Source organism: Actinoplanes sp. NBC_00393 (assembly GCF_036053395.1).
Classification (GTDB): Bacteria; Actinomycetota; Actinomycetes; order Mycobacteriales; family Micromonosporaceae; genus Actinoplanes.
The window spans coordinates 8,976,142-8,995,142 of the sequence record NZ_CP107942.1 but is presented as its reverse complement, the minus strand read 5'-3'; the positions used below and the strand labels follow the sequence as shown (position 1 = coordinate 8,995,142).

At 69.1% G+C, this 19,001-nt stretch carries 20 protein-coding genes and 1 riboswitch; of the genes, 11 read left to right on the top strand and 9 right to left on the bottom strand.

Annotated features, from left to right (window positions below; genetic code table 11):
• Positions 1–28: 28 nt before the first annotated feature.
• Positions 29–472 (top strand): PadR family transcriptional regulator, encoded by a 444-nt coding sequence (locus tag OHA21_RS41660; protein ID WP_328464744.1) that lies wholly within the window; start codon positions 29–31, stop codon positions 470–472.
• On the top strand, positions 469–765 hold the full coding sequence (locus OHA21_RS41655) for a DUF2218 domain-containing protein (RefSeq protein ID WP_328464742.1): 297 nt from the start codon (positions 469–471) through the stop codon (positions 763–765). Before OHA21_RS41660 ends, OHA21_RS41655 begins: the two co-directional genes overlap by 4 nt.
• 333 nt (positions 766–1,098) lie before the next feature.
• On the opposite strand, the gene OHA21_RS41650 is transcribed toward OHA21_RS41655, so the two are convergent.
• Together OHA21_RS41650 and OHA21_RS41645 are read right to left on the bottom strand one after the other, a co-directional pair.
• Positions 1,099–1,770: a hypothetical protein gene (locus tag OHA21_RS41650; RefSeq protein ID WP_328464740.1), complete on the bottom strand. Its 672-nt coding sequence runs from the start codon at positions 1,768–1,770 to the stop codon at positions 1,099–1,101.
• Positions 1,752–2,936, bottom strand: coding sequence for a hypothetical protein (locus OHA21_RS41645; protein WP_328464738.1), 1,185 nt, complete (start codon positions 2,934–2,936; stop codon positions 1,752–1,754). Before OHA21_RS41645 ends, OHA21_RS41650 begins: the two co-directional genes overlap by 19 nt.
• Before the next feature lie 88 nt (positions 2,937–3,024).
• Between OHA21_RS41645 and OHA21_RS41640 the strand changes: the two genes are divergently transcribed.
• From OHA21_RS41640 to OHA21_RS41620, 5 genes are all read left to right on the top strand, one after another.
• Positions 3,025–4,227: a radical SAM protein gene (locus OHA21_RS41640; RefSeq protein WP_328464736.1), complete on the top strand. Its 1,203-nt coding sequence runs from the start codon at positions 3,025–3,027 to the stop codon at positions 4,225–4,227.
• 83 nt (positions 4,228–4,310) lie between these two features.
• Entirely contained in the window at positions 4,311–4,610 is a 300-nt protein-coding gene (locus OHA21_RS41635) for an MFS transporter (RefSeq protein ID WP_328464734.1), read from the top strand.
• On the top strand, positions 4,556–4,834 hold the full coding sequence (locus OHA21_RS41630; protein ID WP_328479087.1) for a hypothetical protein: 279 nt from the start codon (positions 4,556–4,558) through the stop codon (positions 4,832–4,834). Before OHA21_RS41635 ends, OHA21_RS41630 begins: the two co-directional genes overlap by 55 nt.
• Positions 4,835–4,843: 9 nt before the next feature.
• On the top strand, positions 4,844–5,296 hold the full coding sequence (locus OHA21_RS41625; RefSeq protein ID WP_328464732.1) for a DUF2243 domain-containing protein: 453 nt from the start codon (positions 4,844–4,846) through the stop codon (positions 5,294–5,296).
• A 53-nt stretch (positions 5,297–5,349) separates the two neighbouring features.
• Positions 5,350–6,087: a cytochrome c oxidase assembly protein gene (locus tag OHA21_RS41620; RefSeq protein WP_328464730.1), complete on the top strand. Its 738-nt coding sequence runs from the start codon at positions 5,350–5,352 to the stop codon at positions 6,085–6,087.
• On the opposite strand, the gene OHA21_RS41615 is transcribed toward OHA21_RS41620, so the two are convergent.
• Together OHA21_RS41615 and OHA21_RS41610 are read right to left on the bottom strand one after the other, a co-directional pair.
• Positions 5,996–6,640 carry a response regulator transcription factor gene (locus OHA21_RS41615; RefSeq protein ID WP_328464728.1) on the bottom strand — a complete coding sequence of 215 codons (645 nt, stop codon included), beginning with the start codon at positions 6,638–6,640 and terminating at the stop codon, positions 5,996–5,998. The genes OHA21_RS41620 and OHA21_RS41615 overlap by 92 nt on opposite strands.
• Before the next feature lie 28 nt (positions 6,641–6,668).
• Complete coding sequence (locus OHA21_RS41610) at positions 6,669–7,577, bottom strand: NAD-dependent epimerase/dehydratase family protein (RefSeq protein WP_328464726.1); 909 nt, start codon at positions 7,575–7,577, stop codon at positions 6,669–6,671.
• Positions 7,578–7,640: 63 nt separating this feature from the next.
• Between OHA21_RS41610 and OHA21_RS41605 the strand changes: the two genes are divergently transcribed.
• Entirely contained in the window at positions 7,641–8,672 is a 1,032-nt protein-coding gene (locus tag OHA21_RS41605; RefSeq protein WP_328464725.1) for a hypothetical protein, read from the top strand.
• Between the two features lie 10 nt (positions 8,673–8,682).
• On the opposite strand, the gene OHA21_RS41600 is transcribed toward OHA21_RS41605, so the two are convergent.
• On the bottom strand, positions 8,683–10,692 hold the full coding sequence (locus OHA21_RS41600) for a glycosyl hydrolase family 28-related protein (protein ID WP_328464724.1): 2,010 nt from the start codon (positions 10,690–10,692) through the stop codon (positions 8,683–8,685).
• Positions 10,693–10,880: 188 nt separating this feature from the next.
• Positions 10,881–11,891 carry a LacI family DNA-binding transcriptional regulator gene (locus OHA21_RS41595; protein WP_328464722.1) on the bottom strand — a complete coding sequence of 337 codons (1,011 nt, stop codon included), beginning with the start codon at positions 11,889–11,891 and terminating at the stop codon, positions 10,881–10,883.
• Between the two features lie 118 nt (positions 11,892–12,009).
• Positions 12,010–12,088, top strand: a riboswitch (S-adenosyl-L-homocysteine riboswitch).
• Positions 12,089–12,106: 18 nt separating this feature from the next.
• Here OHA21_RS41595 and ahcY point away from each other — a divergent pair.
• The 3 genes from ahcY (at position 12,107) to OHA21_RS41580 (ending at position 15,920) form a co-directional block, all read left to right on the top strand.
• Entirely contained in the window at positions 12,107–13,582 is a 1,476-nt protein-coding gene (gene ahcY / locus OHA21_RS41590) for an adenosylhomocysteinase (RefSeq protein WP_328464720.1), read from the top strand.
• 98 nt (positions 13,583–13,680) lie between these two features.
• Positions 13,681–14,205: a DUF4142 domain-containing protein gene (locus OHA21_RS41585; RefSeq protein ID WP_328464718.1), complete on the top strand. Its 525-nt coding sequence runs from the start codon at positions 13,681–13,683 to the stop codon at positions 14,203–14,205.
• A 50-nt stretch (positions 14,206–14,255) separates the two neighbouring features.
• The gene (locus OHA21_RS41580) at positions 14,256–15,920 is read left to right on the top strand and encodes a Na+/H+ antiporter (RefSeq protein WP_328464716.1); all 1,665 of its coding nucleotides are present in this window, start codon (positions 14,256–14,258) and stop codon (positions 15,918–15,920) included.
• On the opposite strand, the gene OHA21_RS41575 is transcribed toward OHA21_RS41580, so the two are convergent.
• From OHA21_RS41575 to OHA21_RS41565, 3 genes are read right to left on the bottom strand one after another with little or no spacing between them, the layout of a single operon-like run.
• Entirely contained in the window at positions 15,917–17,488 is a 1,572-nt protein-coding gene (locus OHA21_RS41575; RefSeq protein ID WP_328464714.1) for an ABC transporter permease, read from the bottom strand. The two genes, OHA21_RS41580 and OHA21_RS41575, sit on opposite strands and share 4 nt — an antisense overlap.
• A complete protein-coding gene (locus tag OHA21_RS41570; protein WP_328464712.1) occupies positions 17,485–18,378 on the bottom strand; it encodes an ABC transporter ATP-binding protein in 894 nt (297 codons plus the stop codon). Before OHA21_RS41570 ends, OHA21_RS41575 begins: the two co-directional genes overlap by 4 nt.
• 13 nt (positions 18,379–18,391) lie before the next feature.
• The gene (locus OHA21_RS41565; protein ID WP_328464710.1) at positions 18,392–18,991 is read right to left on the bottom strand and encodes a TetR family transcriptional regulator; all 600 of its coding nucleotides are present in this window, start codon (positions 18,989–18,991) and stop codon (positions 18,392–18,394) included.
• Positions 18,992–19,001 lie beyond the last annotated feature (10 nt).

The window sequence follows — 19,001 nt, the reverse complement described above, 5'->3', positions numbered from 1 at the left end:
CGGCGGTCGCCGGATGCCGCGTGGTGACGTGCGCACAGCGGTCCTGCTGCTGCTGGCTGAGGAGCCGATGCACGGCTATCAGCTGATGCACGCGATCGCCGACCGCACCGGTGGGCGCTGGCAGCCCAGCCCGGGCGCCATCTACCCGACCATCAGCCAGCTCGAGGACGAGGGCCTCGTCTCGGTGACGGCGAGCGGCGGCCGCAAGCTGGTGACCCTCACCGGGACCGGCCGGCAGCACGTCACCGAGAGTTCGGGCGGCTGGTCCGACCCGTTCGCCGCGTTCCCGGAGCAGTCCGGTTCGACCGACCTGCGCCCACTGCTGGAGCAGGTGCACGACGCCGCCCGCCAGGTCGGGCGGACCGGCTCCGACGCGCAACGATCAGCGGCCGCGCGCATCCTGGCCGACACCCGCAAGGCGCTCTATCTGCTGCTGGCGGAGGGGCCCGACGGACCCGAGGAGTTTCAATGACCACCCAGCACACCGCCACCGCGAGCGTCGCCACCGACAACGCGCCGCGCTACGCCAAGCAGCTCGCCTCCCACCTGGGCCGGCGCAGCGAGATCAAGGAGCTCGGCGAGGACATCGCCATCGTGCTCACAGTCGGCGAGTGCCGGCTGCACAGCACCGAGGCGGCCCTCGAGCTGACCGCCACGGCCGCCAGCGACGACGACCTCCGCACCGTCACGCGGGTCGTCGGCTCCCATTTGGAGCGCTTCGGCCAGCGCAACGAGCTGGCGGTGAACTGGGATTTCCCGGCCTGACCCAAGAAGCACCCAAGGCCATTTTTGTACGCCGACGAGCTCGCCGTCGGCGCCACCAAGACGATCACCGACACCGCCGATGCGACCACCGTGCCGGCGATGACCGGCAGTCTCCCTGCGGCCGGCACGCTTTCCAGCTCGGCGCCTTCGACGGCGATCCGGCCGGCTGCCGGAACGCTGAAATTCACCCCGAACTCGGTGGCGGCCTACGACGCGAAGCCGCGGACCGCCACCACGTCGGACTTCGCCGTTCGACGGCGTCGCCCTCGACCCGGCGTAGCACGTCGATGTCGAGGGGTCCGGCCGCCGGCGAAAGCGGCCGGGTCCCGCCTCCTATTTGGAGAAGGTGAGGTACTGCCAGGTCGCCTCGGTGGTGGTGTAGTTGAAGCTGTCGCCGGATCGGCCGCGCGTGTACTCTGAGCGAATCCGCCACTTCGAGCCGACGGGATGGTTACCCGTCAGCCTGAGCGACGAGTAACCCTGCACGCTCAGTGGGAAGTAATTGTCGGAGAAGACCCTCCATTTGCCGCCGGAGTATCGCTGCAGGACGATCCGGTGGTGCCGGGCTGGATAGTTGGCCGTCATCGAGACGTAGATCTTCGGTTTCACCTTCTTGCGGAAGACGGAATACTTCGTGGAACCGACCTTCTTCGTCTTGTAGTGCCCACGCAGTTCTGTCTTGACCTTGACCTTGGCGTAGACAATCGATTTCACCGTGCGCGCGGCGTAGCCCGCATCGCCGCTGAACTTGGCGGTCACGGTGGTGTTCCGGGTCATCTTCAGACTCGCGGTGACCTTACCGGCACTGTTCACCGTTGCCCGCTTGAGCAGTTGGTTGTAGTGAGTTTCGTGATCCTCGGTCCAGATCTCGACAACGCGGTTCGTCGAGGTGACGCCGAGTGCCGCCGTGAAGGTCACCGTGGTTCCGTATGCGACGACGCCGTTGTTCCGGTCCAAGGTCAAGGCCGGGGTTCGCAGAACCACGTTTATGGTGGCGCTCGCCAAGGCGCCACGCTGGACGTAGGACGAGGCGGAGTACGTGGTCGAGCCCAGAATTGCCGGGGTGTCAGTGAAGTGAACGCTCCCGCGGAGTCGGGCCACACCTGTGCGATCTCGGTTTCCCAGGGCTTCTCCGGATCAGCGCGGGCGATCGTGAGCCATCGGTTCTCGGGAAGGTTGGTGGCGACGCCGGTGATCGTCACCGGCTGCCCCTTGATGACCGATGCCGGCGCACGAAGTGTGGCGGCAGGCGGTTTCGGGGACGCAGTGGTGGCACTCGGGGTCGGGACGGCCGGCTCGGTCTCGCTGACGGACCAGAGGGCGTATTTGTTCGAGCCCCCGCTGAAGACTTCTGTGACGGCAAGGAGGCGGTCGGTGCCCGGCTCCCAGATCAGTCCCCCGGTGACTACATATCCCTGCAGCTCGACTCGCCATTCTGGCGTCTCTGAGCCCGCTTCGTAGACACTTACAGCACCCGTGGCGACCGCGTACCGACCGTCCGGGCGGATGTCCAGTTCGGAACCCGAGATATCGGCGGTAGCGACGATCGCCCCATCACTTAGACGAACTCGCCGGGCTTCACCCGCTAGTTGCACCAACTCGGCCCCATCCGGGCTGAAACCGAAGTCACCGTTGGACGAGGGGGCACTCGCCAGTTCGGTGATCAGTGCCTCCGTGCCGGACGACACGTCGTAGATTCGAGCATCGCCGCTAGTTGCGTATTCTGACGCCACGACGAGTACGCCAGGAGCCGAGGGACTCGAATGCACGGTCGGCGATACGCCGTAGGACTCGAGGCTCTGACGAGGATGAAAATAGACCTGCCCGGACGAGTCCACCGACCCGAACTGCCCGGAAAGCGGCGGACCGTCGTAGCCGAACCATGCCTTTCCTCCGACGATCGTGACATCAGACGGGTGGATCTGATCGCCCAAGACGTAACGATTCGCTTCGGTGAGATCCGGTGTGGAGAACGTGACGATGGCGCGCAAGCTGGGCACCGCTGCATACAGCGTGCCTCTGTCATCGGACAGTGCAAGCCCTTTCACGCCTGGCAGGTCACCAGTCCGCGCCAGCTCCCGACCGCTGAAGTCGGTCGCGACGATCTCTCCGGATCTCGGATCGCTCACGAACAGTCGCTTCTGCCCCGCGTCGAATACCACCTCGCCCACCGAGGTGACCCTGATTGTTCCGGTCTGCGCCGCAGACGCATTGCCGAGTGACACGGCGAGACCTGCCGCTGTCGCTGCGGTGAGGACCGTGGCCGCCAACGCGACCCGGAAGAAGCGCCTCGAGGATCCCCGTATCGATCGGAGCGGATTGTCCGCGCCAGGAGCGTACGTCGAAGATCATCCCGGCATGATCAGCCAAACGGACGAGTCGGGGGCGGTTCGTCGTTACGTGGGCGGATCGGCGTGCTTCGAGCGTACGCCGCTGGGGTTTTGGGGTTGCCGGGATGGGCATGCCCGCGGCATGGCTGTCGTGCTTGACCCGCCGCTGCCCGCTCACCTGCAGGTGGAGGTGACCTCGGCATGCAATCTGCGCTGCACCATGTGCCTGGTCCGCTATCGGCCGCCGGTCAACAAGCTGGCCGGCGCCATGCCGCCGGAGCTGTTCCACCGCCTGGTCGACGAGGTGCCGCTGCGGCGGCTCACCCTGCAGGGGCTCGGCGAGCCGCTGCTGTCTCCCTATCTGCCGGAGATGATCGCGGCGGCCGTGCAGAAGGGGATCCGGGTCGGTTTCAACACCAATGCGACGCTGCTCAATCGAAAGCGCGCCGAAGAATTGGTGGCAAGCCGGGTGGACTGGCTGCATGTGTCGCTGGACGGGGCGAGCGCGGGGGCCTATGAGGCGATTCGCGAGGGTGCGCGATTCGACACGGTAGTCGCGAATCTGGCCGGGCTGGTGCGGGCCAAGCGGGCGGCCGGCAGTGCGACGCCGTGGATTCGGGTGGTCTTCGTGGCGATGCGGGACAACGTGGCCGAACTGCCTGCGCTGGTCGAGCTGCTCGGGGAGATCGGGGTCGACGAATTGCGGGTGCAGAATCTGTCGCACAGTTTCGACGACACCGATCCGGCCGGGCGGTATGACGAGATCCGCAATTTCACCGCTGACCAGGCATTGTGGACCGGAGCTGACCAGGAACGCGCGGCCGCGGCGTTCAGCGAGGCCGAATCAAAAGCCAAGAATCTCGGGGTACGCCTACGACTGCCGAACTTCCACGACGAGGGAGGCGGCAATTGCACCTGGCCGTGGGACGCGGCTTACATCACGAGTTCCGGCACCGTCCAGCCGTGCTGCATGGTGATGGGCGACGACCGGATCTCATTGGGCAGTCTCAGCGAGGCCGGCTTTCCGGAGATCTGGCGGGGCGAGGCGTACCGGGATTTCCGCCGGCGGCTGGCCAGCGCCGAGCCGCCGGCGGTGTGCCGGGGTTGCTCCCTTTACCACCACACGTTCTGAGCGCTACTTGGTGATGGAGGTGCGTCCATGGCGCAAGACCTCGGGTCACCGGCCTCGGCTTCCGGGACCATCCGGAGATCACCGTGGCCAGCGCGGTCGGCCCGGTCCTGGCCGAGCAGGAGACGCTCGCGCTCAGCAGTACGCACCTGGCGATCTGGGGTCTGCGCCGGCACCTGCCGGAGAGCCCGCGCTGGCTGATCATGCATGGCCGCGAGGACGAGGCCGAGGAGAACATCGCCCGGATCGAGCGGGCCGTCGAGGGCCGCCGCTGGACGAGTCGAAGGCGATCGACATCCGGCCCAGCAAGCCGCACGGCTATCTCTCGCTGTTGCGGGTGCTGTTCCGGGTCTATCCGTCCCGGTCGACGCTGGGCGCCACGCTGATGATCACGCAGTCGTTCTGTACAACGCGATCTTCTTCACCTACACGATGGTGCAGACGGCGTCGACGAGAAGAACGCGCCGCTCTATTCGGCGGCATCGTCGAGGCGATCATCGGCATCGACGCCGAGGGCAAGTCGCTGGAGGATGTGGCGACGCCGCTCTCGGCCGCGAGCCACCGGCTGACCGGGCGCAGTCCAAGGTATACGCAGGCCCGGGTGGGGTAGTCGGCGCGCATGAGACGGCTGCTTCGTACCCCGGGCCTGCTGCTCGGCATCGGCCTCGGTGGATTCATCGACGGCATCGTGCTGCACCAGATCCTGCAGTGGCATCACCTGGTGTCCAGCTGGCGTTCCCCGGACACCCTGGACGGCCTGCGGATGAACACCCTGTGGGACGGTCTGTTCCACGTGGTGGCCTGGCTTTTCGTCCTCGCCGGGATCGGCACCCTCTACAGCCGGGTCGCCCGCGATCACCGGCAGGCCTGGACGTCCGGCGCTCTCTGGGGGTGGGCGCTGGTCGGCTGGGGACTCTTCAACATCGTCGAGGGCCTCATCGATCATCAGATCCTGGGCGTGCACCACGTCCGGCCCGGGCCGGGTCAACTCTGGTGGGATCTGGGCTTCCTGGCTCTGGGCGCCGCGCTGATCGGCGCCGGCTGGGCGATTCAACGGCGCGCGGCGCCGTGACCGGTCACTCTCCCGGGGGCGGCACCGGGCCGCTGCTGGTCCTGCTTCTGGCGGTGGCGTACGAGCTGAGCGCACTGAACTCCCCCGGATGGAGCCGATGGCGCGCCGCCGCGTTCCAGGCCGGCTGTCTCGTCCTGCTGGTCGGTCTGGCACTGCCGGCGCACACCATGACCGAGCACATGCGGGGCCACCTGCTGATCGCGATGATCGCCCCGCTCGGTCTGGTTCTCGGTGCTCCGGTGACGCTGCTTCTGCGTACCCTGCCGGTGTCTGCGGCCCGGCGCCTCAGCCGGCTGTTGCGTTCCCGCCCGGCCCGTTTCGTGGCCCACCCGGTGACCGCGCTGGCGCTGGTCATCGGTGGTCTCCCGCTGCTGGCGCTGCCCTCGGCGCACGCGCATCCGCTGATCACAGCGCATTTCGTGCTCGCCGGCTGCCTCTTCGCCTGGGTGATCGCCGGCCCGGACCCGGCACCGCATCGCCCCTCGGTGCCGGTCCGCCTGATCCTCCTCGGCCTGGCGATCGCCGCTCACGCCGTCTTCTCGCAGGTCCTCTACGCGACCGCGACCACCGACGACCAGCGCACCGCCGCCACGCTGATGTACTACGGCGGCGACCTCGCGGAGCTGGCGCTGGCCTTCGCGGTCGTTCAGTCCCGCACCACGCGGAAGGTCGTGAGCTCCGCCTGGGGTGAACCTGGCGCTAGATCAGGCCCGCGCTGCCGGCCAGGGCGGCCGCCTCGGTTCGGCTGGAGACCCGCAGCTTACGCAGCAGGCCGGCGGTCAGGCGCTTGACCGTACGCTCGGAGACGTGCAACCGGCCGGCGATGTCGCTGGTCGACGAGCCGGCGGCGATCAGGCGCAGCAGCCGGCGGTCCGCGTCGTCGAGATGGGCCGTGGCCGCCTGCCCGGTCGGTGCGGCGGCCTGCTGAGCCACCGCCGCCAGCAACTCGGGTGAGAGCACCGCCCAGCCGTCCAGCGCGGCGAGCAGCGGCTGCCGCAGCTCGGCCGGGTCGGTGCCGCGGCGCAGGAAACCGGTCGCACCGGCACGAATCGCCTCGACCACCGGCCCCGGCTCGTCATCGTCGGCGACCGCTACGAGACGGGCCTGCGGCGCGGCCTCCCGGAGCGTGGTGATCACCTGAGGGCTGCCGACGGGCGGCAGTCCGAGACCCACGAAAACCAGATCGGGTACGGCTTCGCGTACCGCTTTCGTCGCCAGGACGGCCTCGCCCGCCGTCGCCACCACTGTCGCGCGCCCACCGCTCAGCTCGGGGAGCAGCAACTCCAGGCCACGGACGAAGTTCTCCCGGTCGTCCGCCACGGCCACCCGGATCCTGTTCTCCATGTGGCCGGGATGCCCACGTCGGCCCGGGTCATGCCTCCGGGCGCGGGTTGGCCGCAACGAATTCGGCGATGTACTCGTCGAGCTTGTGCTCCGGGTGCCAGCCCAGCTCGGTCGCCTTGGTGATGTCCGCCTGGCCGCGGGTCCGCTCACCGCGCCGGACGGGCGCCAGCACGTACTCCGTGCGGAACATCTTGGCGACCTCGAGCAGCGGCCATTCCCGCCCGGCGCCGAGCAGGTAGCCGTCGCCCGAGCCCTTCCGGGCGACCAGCAGCAGGCCGCGGACGATGTCGTCGATGTGGGTGAAGTCGCGGGTCTGGGTGCCCGGGGACACCACGGTGAGCGGCTCGCCGGACAGGTACTGGCGCTCGAAGATGCCGATCACCGTGGCGTACTTCCCGTCGGTGATCTGTCCCGGTCCGTAGACGTTGTAGAAGTATGTGATCGCATAGTCCAGGCCGTACCAGTTCGAGTAGTTCTTGATGTACTCGATGTTCTTGGCCTTGGTCCACGCGTACGGATTGAGGTTCTCGTCCTGCCCGTCGTTGCCGAACTTCGAGCTGGACCCGGCGTAGATCAGCTTCGCACCGTGCCCGGCCGAGAACTTCACCACCTCCTTGGTCCCCAGCAGGTTGAAGTCCCAGGTCAGGTCGTGATCCTCGAACGACTGGACGATCCTCGAGTATTCGCCCATGTGGAAGACGACCTCGGGGCCGGGCAGGCCACGACCGGCCCAGATCTTCGCGATGTCGACGGTCGAGCCGTCGAGATAGCTGACCCGCGGGTCGTTCACGTGGTTCGCCGGGGTGCCGGTGAAGTAGTTGTCCAGCGAGACGATGGCCGCGTCCGGGTACTCGGTCAGCAGCGACCTGATCAGCGCGGCGCCGACGAATCCGGCACCACCGGTGACCAACAGGGTTCGGCTCAACGTACTTCCCATCTTCCGGTCCTCGAAGCGCCGACCAGGCTACCAACCGTTCACGCCCGATACCCTTAACGACCGATGGGACCGAGACCGCGCGGCCGGATCATGCTGTTTCTCGCGTCGATCCTCGCTGCCTGCGCCGCTCCCGCCGAGACACCGGCCTGGACCCGGATCGACCTTCCCGGCGCCGAGTTGCACGCCACCGCCGACTGCGACGGCCTCTGGTACGTCGTAGGCGCTACCCGCGATCCCGCCGGCGCGACCCGGCCGGCCGCCTGGACCAGCCCGGATGCCGTCACCTGGCAGCGGGTCCGGTTCACCCCGGACCCCGCGAGCCAGTACGGTCCGCAGAACGTGATCTCCGCGGTGGCCTGCGCCGCCGGCCGGGTCGTGATGCTCGGCTCGGCGTCCGGCGGCGCGCACGGCAACCCGCGGGTGAGCACCTGGCGCCGGCTGCCGGACGGCTCGATGGCCGAGAACACCGCGCCGTTCGAGACGTACGGCGGGGACACCGCGGTCGACGTGGCCCACCTGAGCGCCGGGCCGGCCGGGTTCGCGATGGCCGGGACCCGCTCGTCCGGCGCGGCCGCCTGGCTCTCCCCCGACGGCGCCCGGTTCACCCTGTTCGAGAACGCGCCCGGACTGGCCGGCCCGAGCGTCGGGCGGGACGTGGTCCCGTTGCCGGACGGCAGGTGGGCGGTGGTCGGCGGGCGCGACGACCGGGCCGCCGCCTGGTACAGCCGGGACGGGCGCCGCTGGACTGCCGCGGATCTGCCGTCCGGCGGATCGGACTGGTCGGAGTTGCATCGGGCGGCCCGCGACGGCGACGACGTGGTGGCGGTCGGCCCGCGCGGAACGGCCTTCGGCGTCTGGCGGCTGCACGCCGGCGTCTGGACCGACCTGGGCGTCTTCGGCGGCGCGCCGACGGGCGTGCAGTCGCTGGCCGTGGCCGGCGACCGGCTGATCGCGGTGGCCGGCGGCCTGTGGCTCTCCACCGACGGGAAGTCCTGGCAACAGCGAACCGTCCCGGTGACGCCGCTGGCCGCGACCGGCCGTGACCACACCCTGCTGGTGGTCACGGCCGGCGCGGCCTGGCGATCGACTCTCTAACCGCTCCCGCTCACCAGCTGGACGGCGCCGGCGGCGGGACGACCGGCGGCCGGTCGTTGCAGGTGATCACGTTCGGCACGTACGGCCCGAGCCAGCCGCCGTCGTTGCCGCCGAGGTCGGTGAGGGTGAACTCGGAGCCGGTCGCCGGGAAACCGAACCGGCCGCAGTTGTTCACCCCGACCGCGCCGACGTTGCGGGCGTCCACGTTCTCGAAGGACGCGGAACCGCCGGCGCGAGCGCTGACCACGCTCGTACCCGTACCGTCGACTTTGATGTCCTTGAACTTGATGCCGTTGATCGAGTAGAGGTCCTTCACGCCCCACTCGGCGACCATCATGATCGCGTTGTACGTGTTGTCGAGGAAGTGGGCGCCGGTGACCTCGACGTTCGCGTCGAAGCTGCGCTCGAGGGCGTAGAGCCAGATCGCGCCGAGCCCGATGTTCCAGTTCAGCTCCAGGGTTCCGGCCCGCACCGTGGTGTTGCCGGTGAATCGCAGACTCCCGGTGAAGGGCTCGGCGCCGAACCGGGTGCCGGCGTGCAGCGCGCTGCCCTCCCGGATCGGGTCGGCGATCAGGTTGTTCGACACGGTGGTGTCGTCGCCGCCGTAGATCGCGATGCCATTGGCGAGGGTGGGCGTCTGGATCGTGTTCCGGTCGAAGGTGTTCCCGCTGTTGGCGGTCTTCTCCGACCACATGGCGAGCGCGTCGTCACCGGTGTTGCGGACGAAGTTGTTGCGCACCAGCGACTTGGTGACGCCGGTGTGGAAGTTCAGCCCGTCGGCGATCTGGTCGACGATGACGTTGTCGGTGACCCTGACGTTCGACATCGGACCGTCGAACCAGAGACCCACCTTGGTGTGCTGGATGTGCAGCCCGCGGATCGTCGAGTCGGTCATCGCCCCGCCGACGCCGTTCACCTGGTCGGTGTCGATCCGCTCCCGGACGTCGCCCTGGATCGCGAAGTCGGCCAGATGCACGTCGCGGCTGCCACCGTCGGCGGCGTCCTTGCCGTAGAAACCGACGCCGGTGTGCACCGAACCGTCGGGAGCGGGCTCGTCGAGCGCGACCTCGCGACCCTTGATGATCGTGTACCAGTTGCCGGCGCCGGTGATCGTCACGTCGTCGACCAGGATGTGCCGGTTCACCTGGTAGACGCCGGGCGGCAGGTAGACCTCGCCGTTCGTCTTCTTCGCGAAGGCGATCGCCTTGTCGATGGCCGGCGCGGAGTCCCGCCGGCCGGTCGGGTCGGCGCCGAAGAGCAGCACGTTGGCCGCGGTCAGGTCCACCTTCGGCAGGCCCACGAGCTCGGAGTCGAGCAGGTCGATGGTGGTCGGCACGGTCCGCGCGGTGAGCCGGATCTTGTCGCCGGCCCGGTACGTCGCACCGAGGAGCAACCGCTGCTCGTCGTAGAAGTGGGTGGGCCGGAACGGCTTGGTGATCACCGGGGCCGGCGTCGTCGCGGACGGCACACACGCGCACTCGGTGATCCACCAGTCCGGGTGCAGCAGGTCGGCCTGCGGGTCGTTGGTGAACGGGTACTGGTTGTAGAGCCAGGAGTACTGCGAGGTCAGGGTCATCGTCCGGGACCCGTGCTTGGTGCCGACGGTCAGCGGCGCGGTGATCCCGCCGCCGCCCGGCGCGTCCGGAATGCTGTACCGCACGGTGATCGCGTTGGCCGAGCGAGGGAGCGTGAACTCCACGTACTCCCCCGGGTCGAGGGTGACCGCGGACCGGCCGGACGCCTCGGCCGGCAGTGTGTACGCCGTCCGGTCCGGCCCGATCACCGTGCCGGTCGTGGTGGCGTGCTCCGCCTCCTGCTCGAGGAAGGCGACGGTGGCGCCGCGGCCCGCAACCAGCGCGGGATCGAGGGCGGCTCGGGTGACGGCGGGCGCGGCCGGGGACGCGGCGGCCCCGGCGGCCTGCGGGGCGCCGGTCACACCGGCCGACACCCCGAGCACCACGCCGAGAGCCAGGACGGACCAGCGCGGTGGAACGCCGGCCCGCCTCGAAACAACGGACATCAAGGGCTCGTTTCTCTTCGATGCGAAGGAGCGAAGTGAGCCGACGATAGATGTCCGGTGATGTTACTCACAAGAGATGGTAGAAGTTTTTCGCATTCCTGCTCGCTTCTTGCAAGCCTGCGCAAGTTCGTGCCCGCCGGCGACCGTGCGGGCAGCCGTCAGGGCTGCGTCGACCTTCTCCTTACGCTTCAGAACTCGCCCGGCGGGACGTTGCACGGGGTGATCACCTGGACCGCCGACGGGCGGGAACGGATCGGCCCGGGCAGCGCGCCCTGGGCGCGCAGCAGGACCAGGCAGGCATGCCGGAGGTCGGCACGCAGATCCTGATGTAGAACTGCCGACAATTGGTACGCCCGAAGCAGCCCCACGTTCTCCCGGTCCAGCCCGTGCGCGACGAAGACGTCGTAGTTGCGGCTCTCCGCGGCGAACGCGGCGATCACCTCGGCGTTCCCGCAGGTGCCCGCCGAGTACACAGCGCGGATCGCCGGGTTCTGCGCCAGCGTGGCCCGTATCTCGTCGGCGCTCTGCACGGTGTGCAGCCGACGGGCCGGCGACCGCTCCTGCAGCAGCGCCCGGAAGCCGGCCTCCCGCGCACCCTTCCCGTTGATCACCAGCACGTCACCGGCACGATCCGCGAGCCGCTGCTCGACCAGGTAAGCCGCGGTCGCCCCGGCATCGAAGTCGTCCACCCCGACGTGCGCGATCCGTTTCCCGGCCGGCAGGTCGCCGTTGAGCGTCACCACCGGCACGCCGAGCCGGGCCACCGCGTCCGCCACCTCCGGTCCCGGCGGCGCCATCACGACCACCCCGTGCGAGCGGGACCGGCCGACCCGGTCGAGGGTACGGACCACGTCGTTGCCGGAACTCTCGGCGAGATGGATCCGTGGCCGCAGCGCCGCCGGGGCGAACCCCGGCACCTCGGCCTCCAGCGCATCCCGGACCGCCGTGCTGTACCGCCGGGAAGTGTGCAGAACGACGTCGATCAGAAAGGTCCGGCCACCGAGCGGCGCCTGGGACTGCTGCCGGTCCAGCTCGGCGATCGCCTGGTGGACCTGCCGGATGGTGCTCTCCCGGACCCCGCCACGGTTGTGCAGCACGCGATCCACGGTGGCCTGACTCAGCCCGGATTGCGCGGCGATCTCCCGGATGCGGTACGGGTGCTTCACGCCGTACAGAATGAGGTGTTTCTGAGGTGGCATGGAAGGTTCTTGATGTTTTTCCGCCCCTTCGCGTGACGGATTGAACCCCCGTCACGCTGCGGCCGGTTCACGCCCGCCGGATGTGATCAAGCGGCGGTTCGGTTAAAGTTGACTCCGCCCGGCCGAGAGGCGCTGCAACGGACCGTCAGGTCCGCCACGCTCGGCGGGGTTAGATGACGCAAGGGCGCCTCCTGAGAGGGAGGAGCCCTCTTTTCATGTCCACTGAGCTTGCTAACTCCAAGTTCCGTTCCGTCAACGGCCTCGACTTCGCCGTAGCCGACCTGTCCCTGGCCGAGGCCGGGCGTCACCAGCTGCGTCTCGCCGAGCACGAGATGCCCGGTCTGATGTCGCTGCGCACCGAGTTCGGTGACAGCAAGCCGCTCGCGGGCGCCCGGATCGCCGGCTCGCTGCACATGACCGTGCAGACCGCCGTGCTGATCGAGACCCTGGTCGCGCTCGGCGCCGAGGTCCGCTGGGTGTCCTGCAACATCTTCTCCACTCAGGACGAGGCGGCCGCCGCGGTCGTCGTCGGCCCGACCGGCACCGTCGACGCGCCGGCCGGCGTCCCGGTCTTCGCCTGGAAGGGCGAGACGCTGGAGGAGTACTGGTGGGCGACCATGCAGCTCTTCGACTTCGGCAACGGCCAGGGTCCGAACATGATCCTGGATGACGGCGGTGACGCCACCCTGCTCGTGCACAAGGGTGTCGAGTTCGAGGGCGCCGGCGCTGTCCCGGCGACCACGCCCGAGGACAACCACGAGTACTCGATCATCCTGGAGACCCTGCGCGGCAGCCTCGCCGCCGACTCCCAGCGGTTCACCAAGATCGCCGCGGAGATCAAGGGCGTCACCGAGGAGACCACGACCGGTGTGGCCCGGCTCTACAAGCTGGCCAAGGAGGGCACGCTGCTCTTCCCGGCGATCAACGTCAACGACGCGGTCACCAAGAGCAAGTTCGACAACAAGTACGGCATCCGCCACTCGCTCGTCGACGGCCTGAACCGAGCCACCGACGTGATGCTCGGCGGCAAGCTGGCCGTGGTCTGCGGTTACGGCGACGTCGGCAAGGGCTCGGCGGAGACGCTGCGCGGCCAGGGCGCCCGGGTCGTGGTGACCGAGATCGACCCGATCTGCGCGCTGCAGGCGGCGATGGACGGCATGCAGGTCGTCCGGCTCGAGGACGTGGTCGGTGAGGCCGACATCTTCATCACCACGACCGGCGGCACCGACATCATCACGGTCGAGCACCTGTCCGCGATGAAGCACAACGCGATCGTCGGCAACGTCGGCCACTTCGACGACGAGATCGACATGGCCGGGCTGGCTCGCGTCGAAGGCATCGAGAAGGTCGAGATCAAGCCGCAGGTGCACGAGTGGCGCTTCCCGGACGGCCACTCGGTGATCGTGCTCTCCGAGGGCCGGCTGATGAACCTGGGCAACGCCACCGGCCACCCCAGCTTCGTCATGTCGAACTCGTTCACCAACCAGGTGATGGCCCAGATCGAGCTCTGGACCAAGCCGGGCGAGTACGAGAAGCAGGTCTACGTCCTCCCCAAGCACCTGGACGAGAAGGTGGCCCGGCTGCACCTGGACGCGCTCGGCGTCCGCCTCACCACCCTCACCAAGAAGCAGGCCGAGTACCTGGGTGTGGACGTCGAGGGCCCGTTCAAGCCGGAGCACTACCGCTACTGATCCCGAAGTACACCGCGACGCGCTCGGCCTTGGCGACATGGCCGGGCGCGTCTGCCATCTGGCCATCGCATCTCCGCGCGCCCGGTTAAGCTGCGAATATGCGTTTGCGTAACCTTTTTGCCACTCTGAGTGCCATTGCCCTTTTGGTCGCCCCCGCCACCAGCGCGGCCGCGGCGCCGATCCGTCCGGTGAGCCCGGACGCCGACTTCCTCATCGCCGTCCACCAGGCCAACCTCACCCAGATCAAGGCCGGGAAGATCGCGGCGAAGAAGGGCGGGAGCGCGACCGTACGCGATCTCGGGCAGCAGTTCGTCACCTTCCACCGCAAGCTCGACGCCCAGGTGAAGAAGGCGGCCCACACGGTCGACGTACGCCTGCCCGACTCGCCGAACTCCGAGCAGACCACCCTGCTCCGGCAGTACAAGACCGCGTCCACCGCCGAATTCGACACGCTCTTCGTCGGCAGCCAGATCCTGGCCCACCAGCGGGCGTTCAAGATGGCCCAGATCGCGGTCGACACCGGGACAAATCCGGCAGTGAAGCACATCGTCGCCACCGCCACACCTGTCGTGCAGAAGCACTACGCCGCGCTGCAGCAGATGGGCGGTGCCGCTCAGCAGTAACAAGCAGTGCCGCTGAGTGATGGGAATCCGCTAGCAGCGAGAATGATCGAATGAACCCCGAGGAGATCCTCTTTTTCGTCCTGGGTGCGGTCGCGGTGATCGTGGCGGTCCGCTGGGTCACCGAAAAAACCGGCCTCCCCGCGGCCGTGCTGCTGACGCTGATCGGCATCATCTACGCCTACCTGCCCGGCCCGAACGTCGAGCTGGAACCCGAGTGGATCCTGACGTTCGTGCTGCCGCCGCTGCTCTACAACGCGGCGCTTGATTCCTCACTGCTGGACATCCGGCGCAACATGCGTACGGTGATCAGTCTTTCGGTTGCTCTGGTGCTGGTCACCGCGCTGCTGATCGGCGTCGGCTTCTCCCTCTGGGTGGCCGGCGCCACGCTCGCGGCCGGCGTCGCGCTCGGCGCGGCGGTGGCCCCGCCCGACCCGGTCGCCGCGCTCGCCGTCGGCCGCAAGGCCGGACTCCCCGGCAAGCTGATCACCTTGATCCAGGGTGAGGGCCTGCTCAACGACGCCACCGCGCTGACCATCCTCACCGTCGCGGTGACCGCCTGGCGGACCGACAACTTCAACTTCGACAACGCGGTCGGGAAGTTCGTCATCGCCGCCGCCGGTGGTGTGCTGGTCGGTGTCGCGGTCGCGTACACCGTCCGGTTCCTGAAGGCGCTGCGGTCCGACCCGCTGAGCTCGAACGCGCTCTCCCTGATCACGCCGCTCGCGGCGTACCTGATCTGCGAGAACTCGTTCGTGCACCACTACGTGTTCATCTCCGGCGTGCTCGCCGTGGTGGTGGCCGGCCTGATCATCGGCCACGACACCCCGCGCTACGCCACCGGCGCCAGCCGTCTGCAGACCACCGCGGTCTGGCGGCTGATCGACTTCCTGCTGGAAGGCGCCGTCTTCCTGCTGATCGGCATGCAGGTGCCGACCGTGGTGAACGGGCTGGCCAAGTACGAGACCAGCACCATCATCATCGCCCTGGCGATCACCCTCGGTGTGGTTCTGCTGCTCCGCCCGCTCTGGCTGGTCGCGACCCAGCTGCTGCCCCGCCAGTTGCACACCAGGCTGGGCGGCCAGCAGCTCAGCGAGGCGGAGGACGACGAGAACGGCCCGCGCGAGGTGCCGCTCAACGGCAAGGAGGTGACCGCGCTGAGCTGGGCCGGCACCCGGGGTGTCATCACGCTCGCCGCGATTTTCACGCTGCCGATGGGCTTCCCGGACCGGGAGCTGCTCTTCTTCTGCGCGATCTCGGTCGTCCTGGTCACCCTGGTCGGCCAGGGCCTCACGTTCGCGCCGCTGGTCCGCTGGCTGGGCCTGCGCGCCAACAAGAAGGACCAGGCGCGACTGCGCAACGAGGCCCGCTCGGCCGCGGTCCGGGCTGCTCTGGACCGGCTGGACGACATCCAGGAGCAGCATCACGACCACATCGAGGACGAGGCCATGGTGACCATGCGCCAGCAGCTGGAGGTGCGGCTGGACCGGTACCGCCGCCGGCTCGACCTGCTCGAGCAGGTCGAGTCCCACGAGCTGCCGAAATCCCCGCAGTACGAGGCGGCGCTCATGGTCCGGCAGGCGGTCATCGACGCCGAGCGCGAGGAACTGCTGCGCTGGCGCGACGCGGGCCGGCTCGAGGACGACAGCCTACGGGTGCTGAACCGCGAGCTCGACCACGAGGAACTGGTCCTCCCCAAACGGCCCAAGGACCATTAGATCCCCATATCTCGGCGGCGCAGGGCCAGCAGGCCGGCGCCGCCGAGAGCGGCCGCGACCAGGGTCAACACCATGAGGGGTACGGCGGTGAAGTCGCCACCCGGCAAGTGCGGGACGTGGGTGAACGGCGACAGGTCGAGCACCCACTGGTCGAAGTCGAGCAGCGGCCCGACCAGCAGGAGCAGCAGCGCCCCCGCGATCACGCCCCACGCCGCAGCCGCCAGTTTCGGCAGCACCCCGATCAGCAGCATCGTCGCCCCGGCCAGCACCCACACGGCCGGGAGCTGGGCCAGCGCGGCGCCGATCACCGGACCCGGATCACCGTGCACGACACCGGACAGGACGCCCTCGGCGAGCAGCGCGGCAGCCGGCCCGAGCAGCGCGAAGACCAGGTGACTGCCGGCCCACGCGTACCGGCTCACGGCGGTGCTCAGCATCGCCTCGGCATGACCGGTCTGCTCCTCGTCGCGCATCCGCAGCGCGGCCTGCACCGCGTAGCAGGCGGCGATCAGCCCGCACATCCCGGCGACGGTGGCGAAGTACGCATCGACGATGGCGTCGCCCCCGCCGATCCGGCTGAACATCTCGCTCACCCCGGCCGAGTCCTCGGCTAGCTGCACCACGCTGCTGCCGACTCCGCCGAAGACCAGGCCCAGGGCGGCGAACCCGGCGGTCCAGCCGAACAGCAGGCCCCGGTGCAGACGCCAGGCCAGAGCGATCGGGGATCGCAGGCCGGGTGACGCGGCGGGCGGGCCGAGGCGGGCGGCGAGCAGGCCGGCACCCAGATCACGGCGGGTCGACAGGTACGCCGAGGCGGCCACCGCGACCACGATCAGCGCCACCGCCAGCAGGGCCGGTGACCAGTCGTCGGCCCCGTACGGAAAGACGCGGTGCACCCAGCCGATCGGGGACAGCCAGGACAGCCACTCCAGGCGGCCGTCCCCGAGAGCCGAGATGTCGCCGCCGAGGCGCAGCACGTACGCAATCCCAAGGGTCAGGACCGCGATCGTGCGTGCCCCGCGTGCGCTGCCGCTGAGCTGCGCGGCGACCGCGCCCACCGCGGCGAAGAGCCAGCCGGACAGGGTGAAGACCGCGCCGAGCGCGACCGAGCCGGCGGCCGGCTGCCCGGCGCCGATCATCGTGGCCGCGACCACCACGCCCATCACCAGAGTGGCCAGCCCGGTGGCCAGCAGCGCGGCGGCCAACTGGGCGTGCCGGCCGACGACCGTGGCTCGGATCAGCTCGGTGCGCCCGGCCTCCTCGTCGGCGCGGGTGTGCCGGACCACGGTGAGCAGCGCACACAGCCCGATCATCACGGGCACGAACCCGCCACGCCAGACCACCAGCTCGCCGACGGACGAGCCGTGCAGCGGGCCGTAGAGGGCCACGAAACCCGCGTTCTCCGAGCTGATCCGGGCGTAGTCGAGCCGCTCCTGCTCGGTGGCGAAGAGCGTGTCGAATCCGGACAGATAAACGTACGGCAGCAGGCCGATGCCGAGCACCCAGAGCGGCATGACGACCCGGTCGCGCCGCAGGGCGAGCCGGAGCAACCGGCCGGTCCCGCTCATCGCTCGTCCCGCGCGTAGTGCCGCAGGAACAGCTCCTCCAGCGACGGCGGCTGGCTGACCAGACTCCGGACACCCGCGGCGACCAGCGATTTCAGGGCCGGTTCCAGGGCGTCGGCGTCCACGTCGAAGGCGACCCGGCCGTCGTCGGTGGTCAGGTCGTGCACCCCGGCGATGGTTCCCAGCCCGTTCACCGGGCCGGTCAGCTCGGCGCGGATCGTGGTGCGGGTCAGGTGCCGCAGGTCGTCGAGGGTGCCGGTCTCCACGGACCGGCCGGCCCGGATGATGGTCAGCCGGTCGCAGAGCGCCTCGACCTCGGCCAGGATGTGGCTGGAGAGCAGCACCGTACGGTCTCCGCGCCGCTTCTCCTGCAGGATCACCTCGCGGAAGACCTCCTCCATCAGCGGGTCGAGCCCGGAGGTCGGCTCGTCCAGGATGAGCAGCTCCACATCGGAGGCGAGCGCCGCGACCAGCGCCACCTTCTGCCGGTTGCCTTTCGAGTAGGCCCGGCCCTTCTTGCGCGGGTCCAGCTCGAAGCGCTCGATCAGGTCGTCGCGGCGCTTGGTGTCCAGCCCGCCGCGCAGCCGGCCGAGCAGGTCGATGACCTCGCCGCCGGTCAGGTTGGGCCAGAAGGTCACGTCACCCGGAACATACGCCAAACGCCGGTGCAACTCCGTCGCGTCGGCCCACGGGTCACCGCCGAGCAGCCGTGCGCTTCCGCCGTCGGGCCGCATCAGCCCGAGCAGCACCCGGATCGTGGTGGTCTTGCCCGCACCGTTCGGACCGAGGAAGCCGTGCACCTCACCGGTCCGCACCTGCAGGTCGAGCCCGTCCAGCGCGGTCACCGCGCCGAACCTCTTGATCAGTCCTTCGACATCGACTGCCTCAGCCATGAGGCACACTCCTTCATGGATTGCCGAGCCGATCCACGGCTTTCATCGCCTGGTCGGCCTGCTCAGGAGTGAGTAGCGGCTGCGAGAAGATCTCGATCGACGCCCGGATCATGCGCAGATAGCCCGGCATCGCCCGGACGTCCTCGCCGAGCACGGCCGTGAGCTGATCGCCCATCAGGAACATGCCCATCTTCATGGCGCCGAGGACCGCGGTGAACGCCCGCGGGTCGGACGTCTCCAGATGCGTGGTCGCCAGCCAGCGCTCGCCGTGCTCCGCCGCCTGGGCGAACACGGCCGCGCCGCGCGGCGAACCGTCCATCAGGGACCGCACCAGATATTGCTGGAGGGCCATCACGTCGGGGGTGATCGGGCCGATCGTCTGGGAGTCGCTGAACTGCATCTGCAACTGACCGATCCGGCCCATCGCCCACTCGTCGCAGGCGTCGCGCAGGCCCTCCTTGGACCCGAAGTGGTGCCGCAGCAGGCCGGAGGAGACGCCGGCCGCCTGCGCGATGTCCCGGATCGTGGCGCCGGCGATGCCGCGCTCGGTGAAGAGCGCGATCGCGGCCTCACGGATCCGGGCGCGGGCGGTCAGGTCGCTGTCACTACTCACACGTGTAGCG

What these genes read in the sequence shown, in the direction of transcription:
- OHA21_RS41655 (WP_328464742.1), top strand. Translation starts at nt 469, where the DNA reads ATGACCACCCAGCACACCGCCACCGCGAGCGTCGCCACCGACAACGCG.
- OHA21_RS41570 (WP_328464712.1), bottom strand. Translation starts at nt 18,378, where the DNA reads ATGGCTGAGGCAGTCGATGTCGAAGGACTGATCAAGAGGTTCGGCGCG.
- OHA21_RS41615 (WP_328464728.1), bottom strand. Translation starts at nt 6,640, where the DNA reads ATGGAGAACAGGATCCGGGTGGCCGTGGCGGACGACCGGGAGAACTTC.
- ahcY (WP_328464720.1), top strand. Translation starts at nt 12,107, where the DNA reads ATGTCCACTGAGCTTGCTAACTCCAAGTTCCGTTCCGTCAACGGCCTC.
- OHA21_RS41605 (WP_328464725.1), top strand. Translation starts at nt 7,641, where the DNA reads ATGGGACCGAGACCGCGCGGCCGGATCATGCTGTTTCTCGCGTCGATC.
- OHA21_RS41600 (WP_328464724.1), bottom strand. Translation starts at nt 10,692, where the DNA reads ATGTCCGTTGTTTCGAGGCGGGCCGGCGTTCCACCGCGCTGGTCCGTC.
- OHA21_RS41580 (WP_328464716.1), top strand. Translation starts at nt 14,256, where the DNA reads ATGAACCCCGAGGAGATCCTCTTTTTCGTCCTGGGTGCGGTCGCGGTG.
- OHA21_RS41610 (WP_328464726.1), bottom strand. Translation starts at nt 7,577, where the DNA reads ATGGGAAGTACGTTGAGCCGAACCCTGTTGGTCACCGGTGGTGCCGGA.
- OHA21_RS41585 (WP_328464718.1), top strand. Translation starts at nt 13,681, where the DNA reads ATGCGTTTGCGTAACCTTTTTGCCACTCTGAGTGCCATTGCCCTTTTG.
- OHA21_RS41625 (WP_328464732.1), top strand. Translation starts at nt 4,844, where the DNA reads ATGAGACGGCTGCTTCGTACCCCGGGCCTGCTGCTCGGCATCGGCCTC.
- OHA21_RS41595 (WP_328464722.1), bottom strand. Translation starts at nt 11,891, where the DNA reads ATGCCACCTCAGAAACACCTCATTCTGTACGGCGTGAAGCACCCGTAC.
- OHA21_RS41575 (WP_328464714.1), bottom strand. Translation starts at nt 17,488, where the DNA reads ATGAGCGGGACCGGCCGGTTGCTCCGGCTCGCCCTGCGGCGCGACCGG.